Source organism: Paramesorhizobium deserti, from assembly GCF_001558695.1.
Lineage (GTDB): Bacteria > Pseudomonadota > Alphaproteobacteria > Rhizobiales > Rhizobiaceae > Paramesorhizobium > Paramesorhizobium deserti.
The window spans coordinates 175,053-191,185 of the sequence record NZ_LNTU01000039.1; the positions used below are offsets into that span (position 1 = coordinate 175,053).

15 protein-coding genes are annotated in these 16,133 nt (G+C 62.6%); 10 read left to right on the forward strand and 5 right to left on the reverse strand.

Translation table 11 applies throughout. The features are described 5' to 3' along the window. Positions 1–2 precede the first annotated feature (2 nt). Both ATN84_RS23420 and ATN84_RS23425 read right to left on the reverse strand, forming a co-directional pair. A complete protein-coding gene (locus ATN84_RS23420) occupies positions 3–1,511 on the reverse strand; it encodes a sugar ABC transporter ATP-binding protein (protein WP_068884918.1) in 1,509 nt (502 codons plus the stop codon). Positions 1,512–1,594: 83 nt separating this feature from the next. Then, on the reverse strand, positions 1,595–2,575 hold the full coding sequence (locus ATN84_RS23425) for a sugar ABC transporter substrate-binding protein (protein WP_068884919.1): 981 nt from the start codon (positions 2,573–2,575) through the stop codon (positions 1,595–1,597). A 184-nt stretch (positions 2,576–2,759) separates the two neighbouring features. Between ATN84_RS23425 and ATN84_RS23430 the strand changes: the two genes are divergently transcribed. The 7 genes from ATN84_RS23430 (at position 2,760) to ATN84_RS23460 (ending at position 9,806) form a co-directional block, all read left to right on the forward strand. After that, positions 2,760–3,389 (forward strand): glucose-6-phosphate isomerase, encoded by a 630-nt coding sequence (locus ATN84_RS23430; protein WP_068884920.1) that lies wholly within the window; start codon positions 2,760–2,762, stop codon positions 3,387–3,389. Between the two features lie 32 nt (positions 3,390–3,421). Next, positions 3,422–4,075: a bifunctional 4-hydroxy-2-oxoglutarate aldolase/2-dehydro-3-deoxy-phosphogluconate aldolase gene (gene eda, locus ATN84_RS23435; RefSeq protein WP_068884921.1), complete on the forward strand. Its 654-nt coding sequence runs from the start codon at positions 3,422–3,424 to the stop codon at positions 4,073–4,075. Then, positions 4,072–5,025, forward strand: coding sequence for a shikimate dehydrogenase family protein (locus tag ATN84_RS23440; protein WP_068884922.1), 954 nt, complete (start codon positions 4,072–4,074; stop codon positions 5,023–5,025). Before eda ends, ATN84_RS23440 begins: the two co-directional genes overlap by 4 nt. Then, positions 5,022–5,957: a phosphoglycerate dehydrogenase gene (locus tag ATN84_RS23445; protein ID WP_068884923.1), complete on the forward strand. Its 936-nt coding sequence runs from the start codon at positions 5,022–5,024 to the stop codon at positions 5,955–5,957. The genes ATN84_RS23440 and ATN84_RS23445 overlap by 4 nt, the downstream gene beginning before the upstream one ends. A gap of 11 nt (positions 5,958–5,968) precedes the next feature. Further along, complete coding sequence (locus tag ATN84_RS23450; RefSeq protein ID WP_244491187.1) at positions 5,969–6,832, forward strand: MBL fold metallo-hydrolase; 864 nt, start codon at positions 5,969–5,971, stop codon at positions 6,830–6,832. A gap of 23 nt (positions 6,833–6,855) precedes the next feature. Beyond that, entirely contained in the window at positions 6,856–7,746 is an 891-nt protein-coding gene (locus tag ATN84_RS23455; protein ID WP_068884924.1) for an SIS domain-containing protein, read from the forward strand. Positions 7,747–7,856: 110 nt separating this feature from the next. Then, a complete protein-coding gene (locus tag ATN84_RS23460) occupies positions 7,857–9,806 on the forward strand; it encodes a putative bifunctional diguanylate cyclase/phosphodiesterase (protein ID WP_244491188.1) in 1,950 nt (649 codons plus the stop codon). Positions 9,807–9,867: 61 nt separating this feature from the next. Here the strand turns inward: ATN84_RS23460 and ATN84_RS23465 are convergent, their stop codons facing one another. Beyond that, positions 9,868–10,578 (reverse strand): glutathione S-transferase family protein, encoded by a 711-nt coding sequence (locus ATN84_RS23465; RefSeq protein WP_068884925.1) that lies wholly within the window; start codon positions 10,576–10,578, stop codon positions 9,868–9,870. Between the two features lie 114 nt (positions 10,579–10,692). Between ATN84_RS23465 and ATN84_RS23470 the strand changes: the two genes are divergently transcribed. Continuing rightward, positions 10,693–11,598, forward strand: a complete 906-nt coding sequence (locus tag ATN84_RS23470) for a LysR family transcriptional regulator (RefSeq protein WP_068884926.1) — start codon at positions 10,693–10,695, stop codon at positions 11,596–11,598. 9 nt (positions 11,599–11,607) lie between these two features. On the opposite strand, the gene ATN84_RS23475 is transcribed toward ATN84_RS23470, so the two are convergent. Beyond that, positions 11,608–12,330: an aspartate/glutamate racemase family protein gene (locus ATN84_RS23475; protein ID WP_068884927.1), complete on the reverse strand. Its 723-nt coding sequence runs from the start codon at positions 12,328–12,330 to the stop codon at positions 11,608–11,610. Beyond that, on the reverse strand, positions 12,327–13,049 hold the full coding sequence (locus tag ATN84_RS23480) for a GntR family transcriptional regulator (protein ID WP_201026434.1): 723 nt from the start codon (positions 13,047–13,049) through the stop codon (positions 12,327–12,329). Before ATN84_RS23480 ends, ATN84_RS23475 begins: the two co-directional genes overlap by 4 nt. Before the next feature lie 101 nt (positions 13,050–13,150). Here ATN84_RS23480 and ATN84_RS23485 point away from each other — a divergent pair, with 101 nt between their 5' ends. Both ATN84_RS23485 and ATN84_RS23490 read left to right on the forward strand, forming a co-directional pair. Continuing rightward, complete coding sequence (locus tag ATN84_RS23485) at positions 13,151–14,869, forward strand: thiamine pyrophosphate-binding protein (protein ID WP_244491189.1); 1,719 nt, start codon at positions 13,151–13,153, stop codon at positions 14,867–14,869. Continuing rightward, positions 14,869–16,128 carry an NAD(P)/FAD-dependent oxidoreductase gene (locus tag ATN84_RS23490; RefSeq protein WP_068884929.1) on the forward strand — a complete coding sequence of 420 codons (1,260 nt, stop codon included), beginning with the start codon at positions 14,869–14,871 and terminating at the stop codon, positions 16,126–16,128. Before ATN84_RS23485 ends, ATN84_RS23490 begins: the two co-directional genes overlap by 1 nt. Positions 16,129–16,133: the final 5 nt, after the last annotated feature.

The following is a 16,133-nucleotide window of genomic DNA, read 5'->3' on the forward strand; positions in this document are numbered from 1 at the left end:
CATCAGTTCACAACCATCATTTCGGGCGTAGCGGCGCTCGCCATCGCGAGCTTGAGGAGATTTTCTTCCGTATAGTTTTCCGGGAGAAGCGTGCCGGCGATCTCGCCCTCGCGCATCACCAGGATGCGATCGCACAGCCCGAAAAGTTCGAGATGCTCCGACGAGATGACCAGTACAGCCCGTCCCTCGGCGGCAAGCGATTTGATCAGCGAATAGATCTCCGTCTTGGCGCCGACATCGACACCGCGCGTCGGCTCGTCGAAGATCAGGATATCGCCGTCGGCATGGAACCATTTGGCGAGCACCACCTTCTGCTGATTGCCGCCTGAAAGGCTCGACGCGGGATCGTTGAGGCTGCCGGCCTTGAGACGCAGACGGCTGGAGAGTTCCTCCACCGTCGCCCGCTCCCTGGAGCGGCGCACGAAACCAAAACGGTTGACGAGCGGCCCGAGTTTCGCCAACGTGGCGTTCACGCGGATGGGGAAATCAAGGATGAGCCCCTGCTCCTTGCGATCCTCCGGCACGAGGCCGATGCCGGCCTTCACCGCGTCACCGGGGGAGCGGATCGCCCTCTCCTTGCCGTGGATGAAGATGCGGCCGGAATGCGCGCGCTCGGCGCCGAAGACGAGGCGGACAAACTCCGTTCGGCCGGCGCCGACCAAGCCGCCCAGACCGACGATCTCGCCGGCCCGCACGCTGAGCGAAACGCCCTTGATGAGGCCACCGTCGGAGAGGTTTTCGACACGCAGCACCTCGTCGCCCGGCTGGCGCGCGACATCCTCGCCGAAAAGCGCCTTCAGCGAACGGCCGACCATCATCCGGATCACCTCGTCGATTTGGATTTCGGCCTGGTTGACGGTCGCGACCGAAGCGCCGTCCTTCATCACGGTGATGCGGTCTGCGATGCGGAACACCTCATCAAGCCGGTGGGAAATATAGACGATGCCCACGCCCTGCTCGCGCAGTTTCCGGATAATGCCGAGCAGCCGCTCGGCATCTTGGACTGAGAGCACGGCCGTCGGCTCGTCGAAGACGATGACACGAGCATTGCGCGACAAGGCCTTGGCGATCTCCACCACCTGCTGGTGCGCGACAGAAAGGTCTCTCACGGTTGCGCCCGGATGAATGGAAAAGCCGAGACTGTCGATCAGCTGACGCGCGCGGCGATTGAGGTCGCGCCACGAGATGATGGAAGGAATTTCGGAGAGGAAGATGTTCTCTGCGACGGTCAGATCAGTCGCAAGCGCCATTTCCTGATGGATGATCGCAATACCCTTGGCGATTGCATCCGACGGCGAGCGGAAGTGCGGCTCTTCTCCTCCGACCGTGATGGTGCCTGCGCTGGGAATATGTTCGCCGCCCAGCACGCGCATCAGCGTCGATTTTCCGGCGCCGTTCTCGCCGAGAAGCGCATGGACCTCCCCTGCTCGAAGCGTGAAATCCACGCCGCGGAGCGCATGAACGCCGCCGAAGGATTTCCGGATGCCGGAGAGTTCTACGAGATTTTCCATTGCGCGAATGCTTCTTCGGGGTCAGTTCGACTGCCGCCGGCAAGTCACGCAGGACCCGCCGACGGCTTCGGGAGACTGGGCAATCAGAATACGGCGTCGGGCTTGTAATACTGATCGACATTGCCCTTGATGATGGCCACCGGCGTCGTATAGGTGATCTTCGGCGTGTCGGCCGGCAGATCGCCATCGAGCGCCTTCTTGGCAAGGTCGACCGCGGTGGAGGCGACGAGCGCTGGATCGTTGAGGCCGGTCGCGCCGTAGCCACCTTCCTTGATCATCGCGAGCGCTTCCTTCTGGCCGTCGGCGGCGGCAACCAGAAGCACCCCATCGAGTCGGCCCGCCTGTTCCAGCGCCTTCTTCGCGCCGAGCACCATGGAATCGTTCTCGCCCAGCACGACATTGATATCCGGGTTGGCGACCAGAAGATCTTCCATGGCCTTGAGGCCGCCTTCATGGCCCCACAGGCCCCAGCCCTGGCCGACGATTTCGACGCGCGCGCGACCTTCGTTCCTGAGCTGGCCTTCGAGCAGTCCGGCAAGCACGCCGAGACGACGCTCCTGGCCGACTTCATTGCCCTTATCGCCGGACAGGAGCGCGATCTTCAGATCCTTGCCCTTCGTCTGGTCGGCCAGCCACTGGCCGACAAGCATGCCGTTGCGGCTGTTGGAGGACTGAACCAGCGTTACGAAGTTCGCGGCCGGATCGAGCGTCGAATCGATTACGAATACCTTCACCCCTGCCGCCGAAGCGGCATTGACCGCCGGAACCATGCCCTTGCTGTCGCGCGGATTGACGATGAGCGCGCCTATGCCCTGCGCGACCATGTCCTCGATGTCGGCGATCTGCTTGTTGAGATCATTCTGCGCATCGGCCGTGATCACCTCGCAGCCGAGTTCCTCGGCATGTTTCTTCGCCGCTACTTCCTGCGCGGCGAAATAAGGCGCATCGAGCGTTTTCATGGAAATGCCGATCTTGCAGTCGGCTGCCTGCGCCGAGCCGATCGCAAGCAGCGATACGGCGGCGGCCAAGGCGACGTTGCGGATAGTGTTCTTTCTGCGGGTCATGATTTCTCCTCCGGGTGAGCGCGTTCCATCGCGAGCCATTTCCTCCTGGCATTTATGTAGCGTAGTTACCAAATTTTTCATCGTCAACATAAATATTCAAAATTTTTTGGCATGTTCGTGCCGCAAATTTCTGCTTGTGCGTTCATCAGCAATATTTTATGTAATTTTACTACCTAAATTGGAGATGGATATGTTGAGAGAACCGGTCACGAGCATCGTTGACGCAGACAAGGGCGGCATGAGCGGCAATACAGGACGCTATGAGAAGCGGCTGAGCGACCTCGCCGGTCTTTATGAGGACGCCGCCGCCCATGCGAATCTGACGGAAAAGCTCGGCAATCCCGTCGTCTATGCGGTCGAGGATTTCCGGCCGAGCGACCGTGCCGGCGACCTGATCTACGGCGTCACGCGTATGAGCCCCGGCCGCGTCAGTGACGAATTCTTTCTCACCCGCGGTCACATCCACGCCAAGGCGGATCGCCCGGAAATCTATTTCGGCCAGAAGGGAAAAGGCCTGATGCAGCTCGAATCGCCCGAGGGCGAAACCCGCATCGTGGAGATCGGACCGCAGACCATCTGCTACGTGCCGCCCTACTGGATCCACCGTTCCATCAATGTCGGCGACGAGGATCTGGTGATGGTCTTCGCCTATCCCTCAGACAGCGGTCAGGACTATGGCATCATCGAAGCCTCGAACGGCATGCGGCACCGAGTGAAGACCGATGGCAATGGCGGCTGGACCCTCGTCGAGAACCGGGATTATCGCCCCCGCAATAGCGAAACGGCTGCCGCCCTGATGAAACGATACGCATGAGCCGGTCGAACAGCCCGCAAGGAGAACAATTCATGGAAAATCCCATCAACCTGATCGCCGGTCTCGGCGTCGTGCCCGTCATCGCCATCGAGCGCGCCTCGGACGCCGTGCCGCTCGCCGATGCGCTTCTCGAAGGCGGGCTTCCGGTCGCGGAAATTACCTTCCGCACGCAAGCGGCTGCCGATGTCCTGGCCGCCATCCGCGACGCGCGGCCGGAGCTCTGCATCGGCGCCGGAACGATCCTCGACAAGGGCAGCCTAAAGCGCGCGATTGACTGCGGCGCCCGCTTCGCGCTCGCGCCAGGCTACGATCCCGAAATCGTCGAAGCCGCCAAGGCTGCGAGCCTGCCTTTCTGCCCTGGCATCATGACACCGACGGACCTGACACTCGCCAGCGCACGCGGCGTTCGTCTGGCGAAGTTCTTCCCGGCCGGCGTGGCGGGCGGGCCGAAGGCGCTTTCCGGCATCGCCGCGCCCTTCGCTCATCTCGGCATGCGCTTCATCCCGACCGGCGGCGTAACCGAAGCGACGATCGGCGAGTGGCTCGCGGTCAAACAGGTGATAGCCGTCGGCGGCACATGGATCGCCAAGACGGAAGATATTCGCGAAGGCCGTTTCGCGGAGATTTCCCGCAATGCGGCGGCAGCCGTGAAGACGGCCAAGGAAGCCTTGGAGAAACGCGCGTGACGCAATATCAGCCAGCAACCCAGCCGACGCTTTATTTCATCGGCGTCACCACGGGCAAAAGCTCGATCATGAAGGTTTTCCCAGCCTGGGCGGAATATCTCGGCCTAAAGGACGCCGTCATCAAAGGCATCGATTTCAAACTGCATGACGATCCGGCCGCCTATCGCGCCGCCGTGGAATTCATCCGCGACGATCCGCTTTCCATGGGCGCCCTCGTCACCACCCACAAGATCGATCTCTTCGCCGCCTGCAAGGATCTCTTCGGCATCATCGACCCGCACGCCTTGCTGATGGGCGAGACGAGCTGCATTTCAAAGCGCGACGGCAAGCTCGTCTGCCATGCCAAGGATCCGATCTCCTCGGGGCTCGCGATCGACGGCTTTTTGAGCGAGGGCCATTTCGAGCGCACCGGGGCGGACCTCTTCTCCATGGGCGCAGGCGGCTCGACGATCGCGATCACCTGGCACCTGATGCGCCGGGCGCGCGGCGGGGACGTGCCCGGCCGCATCGTGGTCTCCAACCGCAGCAAGCACCGGCTCGACGAGATCAAACGCATCCACGCAAGCATCGAAAGCGATGTTCCTGTCGACTATGTGCTTGCCCCGAAGCCGGAGGACAATGATGCAGTGCTCGCCGGCCTCAAGCCGGGCTCGCTCGTCATCAACGCAACCGGCCTCGGCAAGGACGCGCCCGGTTCGCCGCTGTCCGATGCGGCCATTTTTCCCGAAAAGGCGGTCGTCTGGGACCTTAACTATCGTGGCGATCTCGTCTTCCTCGATCAGGCGCGGGCACAGGGGAAAGCGCGCGCGCTGCAGATCGAGGACGGCTGGACCTATTTTATCCATGGCTGGACGCAGGTGATCGCCGAAGTCTTCGCGATCGACATCCCCACTTCCGGCCCTTCCTTCGACCACATTTCCGACATCGCACACGAGGCCGCAGGACGATGAACGCCAACGCCCGAATTCTCGTCACCCCCCGCTCGCTGACCGCGGAACCGCACCCGGATATCGAGCGGTTGCGGGAGAACGGCTTCGATATCGTCTATTCCAAGGCGGGCCAGACGCCGACCGAGGGTGAATTGCTCCAGCTCGTGCCCGACTGCGTCGGCTGGCTGGCCGGCGTCGAGCCGGTAACCCCGCGCGTCATCGAGGCGGCGGCAAACCTCAGGGTCATCAGCCGCAATGGCGTCGGCATCGACAATCTACCGGTTGATGTGCTGGCGAAGCGCGGGGTGAAGGTGATGATCGCCGAGGGCGCCAATGCGCTCGGCGTGGCCGAGCTCACCATCGGCCTCACGTTCAGCGCGCTGCGCGCCATTCCGCTCGCCGATGCCGGCATCAAGGCCGGCAACTGGCCGCGGGTGCGCGGCTTGGAAATCCATGGCCGAACCGTCGGCATCATCGGCTGCGGCGCGATCGGTCGCGAGGTGGCGCGCATGGTCGTGGCGCTGGGCGCGAGCGTGATCGCCTATGATCCGCTCCGCCCCAATCTCGACCTGCCGTCCACGCATTTCGCCTATCGCGACATCGATGAGATCGTCGCGAGCGCCGAGATCCTCTCCCTGCATTGCCCCCTGCCGAAGGACGGCTCCGCGCTTCTCGATCGCCAGCGGCTCTCGTCGCTCCGCGACGGGCTTTTGCTCGTCAATACGGCCCGTGCGCGGCTGGTCGACGAGGATGCACTGATCGAGGCGCTCGACCTCGGGCGGATCGGATGCTATGCGACCGACGTTTTCGAACCCGAGCCGCCGGTCGATCTCCGCCTCGCCGCCCATCCGCGGGTGATCGCGACCAGCCATATCGGCGGCTTCACGGCGGAGAGCGTCGATCGCGCCACGCGCATTGCCGCCGATAATCTTCTCTCCGCATTACAAAACTAATGGAACGGACGATGGCGGGAATGCTTCGCGAAAAGCCATTCGAAGGGGCGCTTGCCCTTGTTCTTGCCGGCAAGCCGGGCCCAGGCGCAACCTTCTACTGGCTCGGCCAGGCGGGCTTCGTCATCGACATCGCCGGTAAGCGTCTCGTCATTGATCCCTATCTTTCCGATTCCCTCGCAATCAAATATCGCGGCGCGCGCTACCCGCACCGGAGGATGATGCCGCCGCCGATCGCGCCGGCGGAGCTTATGGGCGCCGATTACGTGCTTTGCACCCATGCTCACACGGATCACATGGATCCGGGCACCCTGCCGGCGCTTTTCGCCGCCAATCCGGCCACCGCGCTGATCGCGCCCCGCGCCGTGCGCGCCGCCGCACTGGAGCGCTCAGGTCTGCCTGAAACGCGCACGCGTTTCGTGGACGCCGGAGAAACGATCAGCCTCGGGGACGGCCTTGAGGTCATTCCGACCCGCGCGGCACACGAGACGATCGAGCGGGACGCGGATGGCAATCATCGCTTTCTCGGTTTCCTCATCAAAGGCCAGGACGTGACGCTCTGGCATTCCGGGGATACGATCCCTTTCGACGGGCAGGTCGAGGAGGTATCACCGCATCGGCCTGATATCGCGCTGCTGCCGGTCAATGGCCGCCGACAGGAACTCTCCTCGCAAGGCGTTCCGGGCAATCTGAGTTTGGCGGAAGCGGTGGAACTTACGCGCGCAATCCGCGCGCCCAACATGATCGCTCACCACTACGGCCTTTTCGATTTCAACACGATCGAGCCAGAACTGATTGATTCCATGGCACAATCTTTGGACGACGTCAGGATCGAGCGAGCAAGGCAGGCGATTGCCTTCGAATGGACCCTGACATAGAGTCTCCTCAGAAGGGCAGACATATGGATACGGATTCGCGCATCGACAGTCGGAACCAGGGTGGGCGGAACATCATCGAGGTCATCCGCACCATGCGGCCCGAATTGCGCAAGTCCGACCGCAAGGTGGCGGATGTCGTGCTGGAAGACCCGCGCCGCATTCTCAACGCCACGGTCGGCGAAACGGCGGCGCTTGCCGAGGTGAGCCAGCCGACCGTTCTGCGTTTCACCACCGCGATCGGCTGCAGCGGTTTTCCCGATTTCAAGATCCGCCTTGCCCAGAGCCTGGCGCTCGGCACACCCGCGACCCATTCCGTCCTGCTCGACACCGACCAGCCGGAAACGGTCGCCGAAAAGATCTTCGACTATACGATGACCAGCCTCGACTGGGCACGATCGCGCCTCGACAAGCAGGCGCTCAACAAGGCGATCGACGTGCTGACGGCGGCGAGATCGATCGTCTTCTTCGGCTTCGGCGCTTCGGGTATCGTCGCGCGTGACGCGCAGCAGAAATTTCCACTCTTCGGCGTCCCCTGCGCCGCGGAACTCGATTCCCACCAGCAGGTCATGGTCGCCTCGATGATGAAGCCGGGCGAAGTGGCCTTCGTGATCTCCAACACCGGCACGACGCGCTCGATCATCGAGATCGCCCGCATCGCCCGCGACAGCGGCGCGACCGTCATCTGCCTCACCGGCTCGGACTCCCCGCTGACGAATTATTGCGACGTATCGCTGATCGTCGAGACACTGGAAAACACCAATATGTATACGCCGATGATCTCCCGCATCGCGGCGCTCGTCGTCATCGACATCCTCTCCACCAGCGTCGCCATGCGCCGCTCGCCGGAGCATCAGGCCCGCGTCCACCAGATGAAGCGCCAGCTCTCCGACATGCGCCGCATGCAGCCGATCTGAGGCTCGCAACCACCAATAGTTGTTCACAAATAGGTGGACCAACCTTCCCCAAAACAATGCAATTCTGGTAGGTAAGGTGACGAACGCCACCCGAAACGAGTAGGCTGCCCGTGCAACATCTGATCCTTGCCGACCAGCTGATGGCAGTGCGCCGCAGCATGTTGATCTCCATCCCGGTGAGCTTCGTTCTCGGCCTGACCAGCGTGCTCGTGGCTTTCTATTATGGGAACGGGCTGGCGGGATTGTGGTGGTTTCTCACATCCAGCCTCGTCAATGGCGCCCGGGTCGTTTTGTGCCGGTTTCCCGTACGGCCGCTCGACGCGGACAAGCCCGCCGAGCCGAAGAACTTCGATCCGGCGTCGGTCAAGCGGCATCTTTTCCTGCAATCTGCCATGGCCGGCGTGTCGGGCGTCGTCTGGGCCTTTATCGCCGTCCTGTGCGACGGCTACACCGCTCCGCAATCGATTTTCTACCTGACCGTTCTCTGCGGCATTACCGCAGGCGCCATAACCCACGGTTTTGCTTATGCGCGAATGCCGATCTGTTATATTGTCCCGGTTCTGTTGTCCGTCGCCGTCTGCCTTGTCTATGCAGGCGGGTTCGATCGCTACTGCCTGGCGGGGACGACCATCCTTTATCTCGCGGCACTGACACGCGGAGCCCGGGAAAGCGAGGCATTGTTCCGGCAATCCAGCAGGTTGAAAAATGAAGCGACGGCGATGGCGGAATCGCTCGCGGCAGCCAAGGATCAGGCGACCAGGGCCGCGACCGAGATGGAATACCGCGCCACTCATGATCCGCTGACCGGGCTCCTCAACCGCAGCGGGTTCATGCAAGAGGCCGCATGTTTCGCATCGTCCGGCACCACCAGCTTTGCGCTCATGCTTCTCGATCTCGATGGTTTCAAACCCATCAACGATGCCTTCGGACACAAGGCGGGCGACCGGGTTCTGGTGGAAGTCGGCAGAAGGCTCCGGGAAAGCCTTCCGGGCCACGTTCTCGTAGCGCGCCTGGGTGGGGACGAATTCGCCATCCTGCTGGACCCGGCGCTCTGCGAGGAAACACCATCGATCCTGGCCACCAAGCTGATCGCGACGGTCTCCATTCCATTCGCCAGCTTCGATGCCGGCCGGATCGGCATCAGCATCGGCGTCTGCACATCAGATCAACTGGATGTGGACGAAATGCTGGTGCGGGCGGATGCGGCTCTCTATCGGGCGAAGGCGCAAGGGCGCAACCGGCACTATGTGTTCGATGACGATTTGCGCGACCACCTCGCGATGCGGCGCGACATCGAGCGCGATCTCGCCAACGCGATGACCAATGATGCGCTGGAGGTCTGGTTTCAGCCTATCCTTAGCGAGGGAGGACGCAAGCTCACGGATCTCGAAGCGCTTGTGCGGTGGAACCATCCGAGACATGGCTGGATCTCCCCCACCGATCTCGTCACGGTCGCATCATTCTCGGGACTGGCGGAACCACTCTTCCGCTATATCCTGCGTGACGTGTGCACGATGATGCAGACTCTTCGCGCCATGGATCTCACCCATCTGCGGATAGCGATGAACATCTCTCCGCGCGAGATCTCGCAGATCGCGGTCGACAATCTGATCATCACAAAGCTGCGTAAGCTCGATCTGCCCCCGTCCATGCTGGAGATCGAGATCACCGAGGATACCGCCAAGGATATCCGCGCGGTGCAGGACAAGCTCACCGCTTTGGCAAAAGCGGGCGTGCGGATCGCCGTGGACGATTTCGGGGTCGGCTACTCCTCGATGTCGTCGCTGCGGCAATTGCATGTCGACCGCATCAAGATCGACGGCTCCTTCGTGCGCGGCATCGCCGGTTCCGCCGACGACCGCAATGTCGTGCAGTCCATCATCACCCTCGGCAAGTCGCTCGGGATCGAGGTGGTCGCCGAGGGCGTCGAGACGGAGGCGAGCCGGAATATCTTGCGGCAGCTCGGCTGCTTGATCATGCAGGGCCATTATTTCGCAAAGCCGATGCCCCACCGCGAAACGATCGAATGGATCAACCAATCGAGATCTTTTGTGAGATAGTTCCGGCATCAGGCTGTTCACCGGAACCGAGTTCCGGTGAACAGTCCTATCCGGTCCTTTTTCAGGCAGCCTGTCTCAGAGTGTCGAGTGCATCGTCGAGCGAAATCTCGCCCCTGAAAGCGCCATTCCCGGCAGGCGCTTCACCGCGCTCGATGGCATGGGCGAACCGGACCGCCGGATCGGCTTCCAGCTTATCGAACAATCGCTGAAGCGCCGGATAGTCGCGGCGGTCGATCACGTCGTGATATTTCGTCCAGCGGGCGATGCCTGCGAAATAGGCGTCCGCCAGCGACCGATGGTCGCCGAGCAGCCAGTCGCGATCGCCGATCGCCGCCTGCAGATCGGCGTGCACCTTGGCCAGGATGGCCGAGCCATAGGCCCGCAGCGCCTGCTTCTCCGCACCTTCCAGCCCATGTTCGAGAGCATACCAGAGCGGGGCGAAACCGCTGAAGAGACTGGTGTTGAGATAGGCCAGCATCTGGTTGAGGCGGTCGAACTCCAGCGTGCCCTGCTTGTAGCCTAACCCCTTGTCGATGCCCCGGGCGGCGAGATGATTCAGGACCGCCATGCTTTCGCTGATGATAGCGCCCTCCTCCGTCATCAATGCCGGCGTTTCGGCGACGGGGTTGATGCGCCGATAGGCATCGCTCCCGATCACCTCGCTCATCATGTCGATGCGGCAGAGCCGATAGGGCTCACCCAGCCATTCCAGCGCGACGATCGAACCGAAGGAGCATCCCGAAGGGATGCCGTAAAAGAGGATCGGTACCATTTCTGTCTCCATATTTGCCTGTGCGAGGGTTCATTCCCTGCTGGAAAACATAGATTCATGGACGTTGCTCCTGTAGACCCTATGTTATCGCCTTAAAGTCTCCATTCATGGACGATCGTCATGCTCAATCTCAATGATCTCCGGATGTTCGTTCAAGCGGTGGAAAGCGGCGGATTCGCTGCAGCGGCCAGGCGGCTCGGCTCGCCGAAATCCACCATCAGCAAGCGGGTGGCGGAACTCGAAGCCGAACTCGACGTTCGCCTCATCCACCGCACTTCGCGCAGCTTCACGCTTACTGAAATGGGGCGCGAGTTCTACGACCATGCCCGCGCCGCGATCATCGAAGCCGAAGCGGCGCATGACGTCGTGCGCCGCCGAATGGCCGAGCCCATCGGCATCGTCAGAATCACCACGTCGGTCCCCGTCGCGCAATTCCGGCTCGCCGATCGGCTGCCGGGACTCTTGCGGGCCTACCCGAAAATTGAGGTCCAATTGCACGTCACCGACCGTTTCGTGGACCTTGTTCATGAGAATTTCGATATCGCGGTGCGCAGCCATAGATCCCCTCTGCCGGATTCCGGCCTCGTGCAGAGGCGGATGTCGGTTGAACGGACCATCCTGGTGGCGGCACCTGCCTATCTCGACCGCCACGGCGTGCCGCATACGCCACGGGAACTGGCAGAACACGACGGCGTCAATGGAAGCCTCACGGTGAAGCACTGGCTGCTGCACAACCGGGCGAACGAAGAGATCGTGATTACCCCGCGCTCCAGCTTCGCAACCGATGAAGCCGGCATGCTGCTGCAGGCGGCGAAAACGGGGCTTGGCATCGTGTGCGTACCGGAGACGATCGCGCGAGAAAGCCTCGATCGCGGTGAGCTGGTCCATGTCCTGCCCGACTGGTTCGAGAATACGATCACGACGACGATCCTGACGCCGCATCGACGCGGACAGCTGCCTGCCGTCCGGGCCGTCATCGATTATCTGGCGGAGTCCGAACGGTCCGAGCCGTCCAGTTGACGAAAATGTCTACGCCGATGTCAGCCGGAACCGCCGCGGCTGCAGCGAACTCTGAAACCATTCCACAAAGCTGGCAATCGAGAAAACCGGCAGGCCGGTGACCTCGCGAATGTCGGCCGCGTAGGGGATCATATTGGTGCATTCGAGCACAATCGCGCCGAGATCGGCATTGGCGCGGGCAAGCTGCAACGCGGCTTCCACATTATCCCGACGCGCCGCCTCGACATCGAGCTCCTCTTCATTGCCGAGGATGACGCGGGTGAATTCAGTTCCCGCCTCCGTCGAGCTGATCGGCGTACCGGCCGGTACGCCGGCCTTTTTCAGATGCAGTGGGGTCAGCGTCGAGGCGGAGATCGTCAGGATGCCGGCGCGTTTCGTCTTCGGCAGAAGCCGGTTGACGAGTGAGACCTGCATCAGCGACGAAGTCGCCACCGGCACGCCCACGGCGTCCGCTAGCTCCTCCTGGAACAGCGACAGAAACCCGCAATTGGTGATGCCGTCGACGCCGTCGGCCACGAGTTCACGCGCCGCGCCGATGAACACATCGAGCAGGCCTTCGGCGTTCCTCCGCACCACGCGATCGGGCGAGGCCCCGCGGACGATCTTGTAATGAACGGGAAACGGCCAGGTCAGCGCGTTGCCCATGTCGCCAACAATGCGGGGAAAGCGCGCGTCGAGCATCAGGATGCCGACCGCTGCGCCATAGATCGATTTGCCGCCTCTCGCCTTCATAGCTCATCCATCGTCTTGAACTCCGGTGTCCTGTAATCCTCGTCGGCAAAAAGCCGCGCGTGGCATTCCCTGACCGCCCGCGCGATCTCTTCCCGCCGCCGGACGATATGTCCATCCATCAGCGCGCTGGCGGAGGTGGCATCGCGCGCCGCGATCGCTGACAGGATTGCGCGGTGCTCGCCTTGGGTACGGCCGCGGCGGCTCTCCATATCCACCCAACGGAAGAAGCGGATGCGTGCGTTGATATTCCCGAGTGTGCGCAGCAGTTCAGCGTTGCCGGCAAGATCGGCAATCGTCTCGTGGAAATGCTCATCCCATGCCAGCAATTCTTCCGGCGAGCGGCCCTCCTCGCCCGCAGTGCGGTCGAGAAAGCGGCCGAGCTCAGCGAGCGCACCATCGCTCGCGCGCTCGACCGCCAGTTGGACGGCAAAGCGCTCGATCGCCTGGCGCAGCTGGTAAAGATCCTGAATCTCCGTGACGGAATAGGTCCGGCAAAAGAAACCCTTGCCGCTCTCGAAGGTCAGGAAACCTTCCGCCACCAGCCGGTTCAGCGCCTCGCGCAGCGGCGTGCGGCTGGCATTGAGCGCGCGCGACAGCGCCACCTCGTTGACGCGCTCCCCCGGCCGCAACCGGAAATCGACCGCCATCGCCCGGATGTCGGAGTAGAGCGTCTCCACCAGACCTTCTTGAGTGCGCGGCTCCGTTGCTTCTCTATTCACGGCTTGACTCGCTTCACCTCTCAAACCAGTATTCAGGCCTGTATACAGTTTTTCCCATCGATCGGGAAGCTGGTTCATTCCACGCTCGATCGACACTTCCCATGGTATCCAACACGATGAATTCACCGCTTTCACAAAATACCCTGACCGGCGCCGAGGCGATGGTGAGGATGCTCGACGCCTATGGCGTGAAACACATGTTCGGCCTTTGCGGCGACACGACGCTGCCGCTCTACGATGCGCTGTTTCGGCTCGATCACGGCATCACCCATCTTCTCACCCGCGACGAGCGCCACGCCGCCTATATGGCCGATGCCTATGCGCGCGTGACCGGGCGACCGGGCGTCTGCGAAGGGCCGTCGGGCGGCGGAGCCACTTACATTCTGCCTGGAGTGGTGGAAGCGAATGAAAGCTCCGTTCCCGTGCTGGCGATCAACAGTGATGTATCGACCACCTCGCATGGCCGCTACCCGCTGACCGAGCTCGACCAGGTCGCTCTGTTCAGGCCGGTGACCAAATGGAATGCCTCGCTCGATGATGCCCAGCGCCTGCCGGCGATGGTGCGCCGGGCCTTCCGCGAAATGATGACTGGCCGTCCGGGCGCCGTGCATCTGGCGCTTCCCTTTGATACGCAGAAAGCACCCGTGACGCCGGATGAGATCTGGGCCGACCCGCGCCACCAGACCTTCCCAGCCCTGCCGGTCGCGCCTGAACGCGGTGCAATCGAAGCGACCGTCGATGCGCTGGTTTCGGCCAGGCGGGCGCTCGTCATCTGTGGCGGTGGCGTCGTGCTGGCGAATGCCATGGCACCTTTGGCGGAGATCGCCGCCCTGCTCGACCTGCCGGTGGCGACCACGGTTTCCGGCCAGGGTGCGATCGCTGAGACCGATCCGCGTGCCGTCGGCGTCGTCGGCTCCAATGGCGGCGTTGCATCAACGCGTGCCATCGTCGAGGAGGCCGACCTTGTTCTCTTCATTGGCTGCCGCGCCGGCTCCGTCACGACGGAGCGCTGGCGCAACCCGGCGCCCGGCGCAAGGATCGTCCATATCGATTCCGATCCAGCGGTGATCGGCGCTAATTATCCGACCGAGGCGGCCATTGTCGCCGATGCGCGGCTGGCGCTCGAAGCCATTCTCGCCGAGCTCAAGAGGCGCGGCGTCAAGGGAGCGAATGACGGCATGGAGCGCGCTGGTGCTGCGTGGCGGAAGAAGCTTGCCGCGTTCGAGCCGCTGGCCGCCTCAAGCGAGACGCCGATCCGGCCGGAACGGGTGATCGCCACGTTGCAGCGCCTGCTTGGCCCGGATGCGATCATCTGCGCCGATCCCGGCACGCCCTGCCCCTATTTCTCGGCTCATTATCGCTGGCCATCTGCCGGTCGGCACTTCATTACCAATCGCGCCCATGGCGCGCTCGGCTACGCAATGGGCGCGGCGATCGGCGCGCATGTCGGGCGGCCGGATGTCAAGACTGTCGCGGTAATGGGCGACGGCTCATTCGGCATGAGCGTCGGTGAGCTGGAAACCGTCGTGCGTTACCGGATGCCGATCACCTTCATCACGATTTCCAACGGCGTCTATGGCTGGATCAAGGCCGGGCAGCGCTCGGGCTTTGGCGAGCGCTTCCACAATGTCGATTTCACCCGAACGAACCACGCCGCCGTCGCTTCCGCCTATGGGTTGAAAAGCTGGAAGGTGGAAGACCCGGCGGAACTTGAAGCGGTTTTGAAGCGGGCGCTCGAAACAGGTGAACCGACGCTCGTCGATATCATCACCCAACCGCTTGACGAGGCTGCGGCGCCCGTTTCGGAATGGGTGGCCTGATGACGGAGAAGGCCGGGAAGAAGCTGCCCGTCATCGTCATCGGCGCTGGCATCGTTGGCGTCTCGACGGCCATCTGGCTGCTGCGCGACGGCCACGACGTCATCCTTGTCGATCGCGGCGAGCCCGGCGACGGCACGAGCTATGGCAATGGCGGTGTGCTCGCCTCCAGCGCCGTCGTTCCCGTTACCGTGCCGGGCCTGCTGCGCAAGGCGCCGCGCATGCTGCTCGACCCCGATCAGCCGCTTTTCCTGAAATGGTCCTATCTGCCCAGGCTGACGCCCTGGCTGCGCGCCTATCTCAAGCATTGCACGCCGGAGGATGTCGGGCGGATCGCCACGGCCCTCGCGCCGATCGTCGGCGACAGCCTTGCCGATCACCAGGCACTCAGCCACGGCACCGGCGCGGAAAAATGGCTGACGCCCACGGATTATGTCTTCGTCTATCGTGACCGCGCGCATTTCGAGAGCGACGCCTTCGGCTGGTCTATCCGCCGCGACAACGGCTTCCGCTGGGACGAGTTGGAAGGCCGGCTCGTCCGCAAATACGATCCCGCCCTTGCCCCTGATTTCGACTTCGCCGTGCGCCTCGGCAATCATGGCCGCATCAGCGATCCGGGCCGCTATGTCAAGGACCTCGCCGCCTATGTCGCTGCAAATGGCGGACGTATCATCAAGGGTGAAGTCAGTGACGTCGTGCGCGAAAACGGCCGCGTGACCGGCGTGCGCATTGGTGGCGAAACGCTTCCCTGCTCGACCGTTGTACTGGCGACCGGCGTCTGGTCGAAGCCGCTTTGCCGCAAGCTCGGGCTCGATGTGCCGCTCGAAAGCGAACGCGGCTATCACGTCGAACTCTGGGAGCCAAATATCATGCCACGCTCGCCGGTGATGGTTGCGTCGGGCAAGTTCGTGGTCACGCCAATGGACGGACGGCTCAGGCTTGCCGGCATCGTCGAGTTCGGTGGGCTTGATGCCCCCGCTTCCCGCGCGCCATTTGACCTGCTCATCAAGCAGATCGAGGCGGTCATACCGGGCCTCGCCTGGAAGAAGGAGACCGAGTGGATGGGACACCGCCCGGCGCCCGCCGATTCGATCCCGCTGATCGGCGAAGTGCCCGGCGCCAAGGGCGCCTATCTCGGCTTCGGCCATCATCATATCGGTCTCACCGGCGGGCCTAAGACCGGACGCATATTGGCGCAGCTCATTTCGGGCAAGACACCGAATTTAGACCTTGCACCCTATGCGCCTTCTCGTTTCCAATAAGAATC

Bases quoted from the DNA above. Each gene is read 5' to 3' on its own strand.
- ATN84_RS23455 (WP_068884924.1), top strand. From the start codon at position 6,856: ATGGATACGGATTCGCGCATCGACAGTCGGAACCAGGGTGGGCGGAAC.
- eda (WP_068884921.1), top strand. From the start codon at position 3,422: ATGGAAAATCCCATCAACCTGATCGCCGGTCTCGGCGTCGTGCCCGTC.
- ATN84_RS23420 (WP_068884918.1), bottom strand. From the start codon at position 1,511: ATGGAAAATCTCGTAGAACTCTCCGGCATCCGGAAATCCTTCGGCGGC.
- ATN84_RS23485 (WP_244491189.1), top strand. From the start codon at position 13,151: ATGGTATCCAACACGATGAATTCACCGCTTTCACAAAATACCCTGACC.
- ATN84_RS23490 (WP_068884929.1), top strand. From the start codon at position 14,869: ATGACGGAGAAGGCCGGGAAGAAGCTGCCCGTCATCGTCATCGGCGCT.
- ATN84_RS23475 (WP_068884927.1), bottom strand. From the start codon at position 12,330: ATGAAGGCGAGAGGCGGCAAATCGATCTATGGCGCAGCGGTCGGCATC.
- ATN84_RS23445 (WP_068884923.1), top strand. From the start codon at position 5,022: ATGAACGCCAACGCCCGAATTCTCGTCACCCCCCGCTCGCTGACCGCG.
- ATN84_RS23425 (WP_068884919.1), bottom strand. From the start codon at position 2,575: ATGACCCGCAGAAAGAACACTATCCGCAACGTCGCCTTGGCCGCCGCC.
- ATN84_RS23465 (WP_068884925.1), bottom strand. From the start codon at position 10,578: ATGGTACCGATCCTCTTTTACGGCATCCCTTCGGGATGCTCCTTCGGT.
- ATN84_RS23450 (WP_244491187.1), top strand. From the start codon at position 5,969: ATGGCGGGAATGCTTCGCGAAAAGCCATTCGAAGGGGCGCTTGCCCTT.
- ATN84_RS23430 (WP_068884920.1), top strand. From the start codon at position 2,760: ATGGATATGTTGAGAGAACCGGTCACGAGCATCGTTGACGCAGACAAG.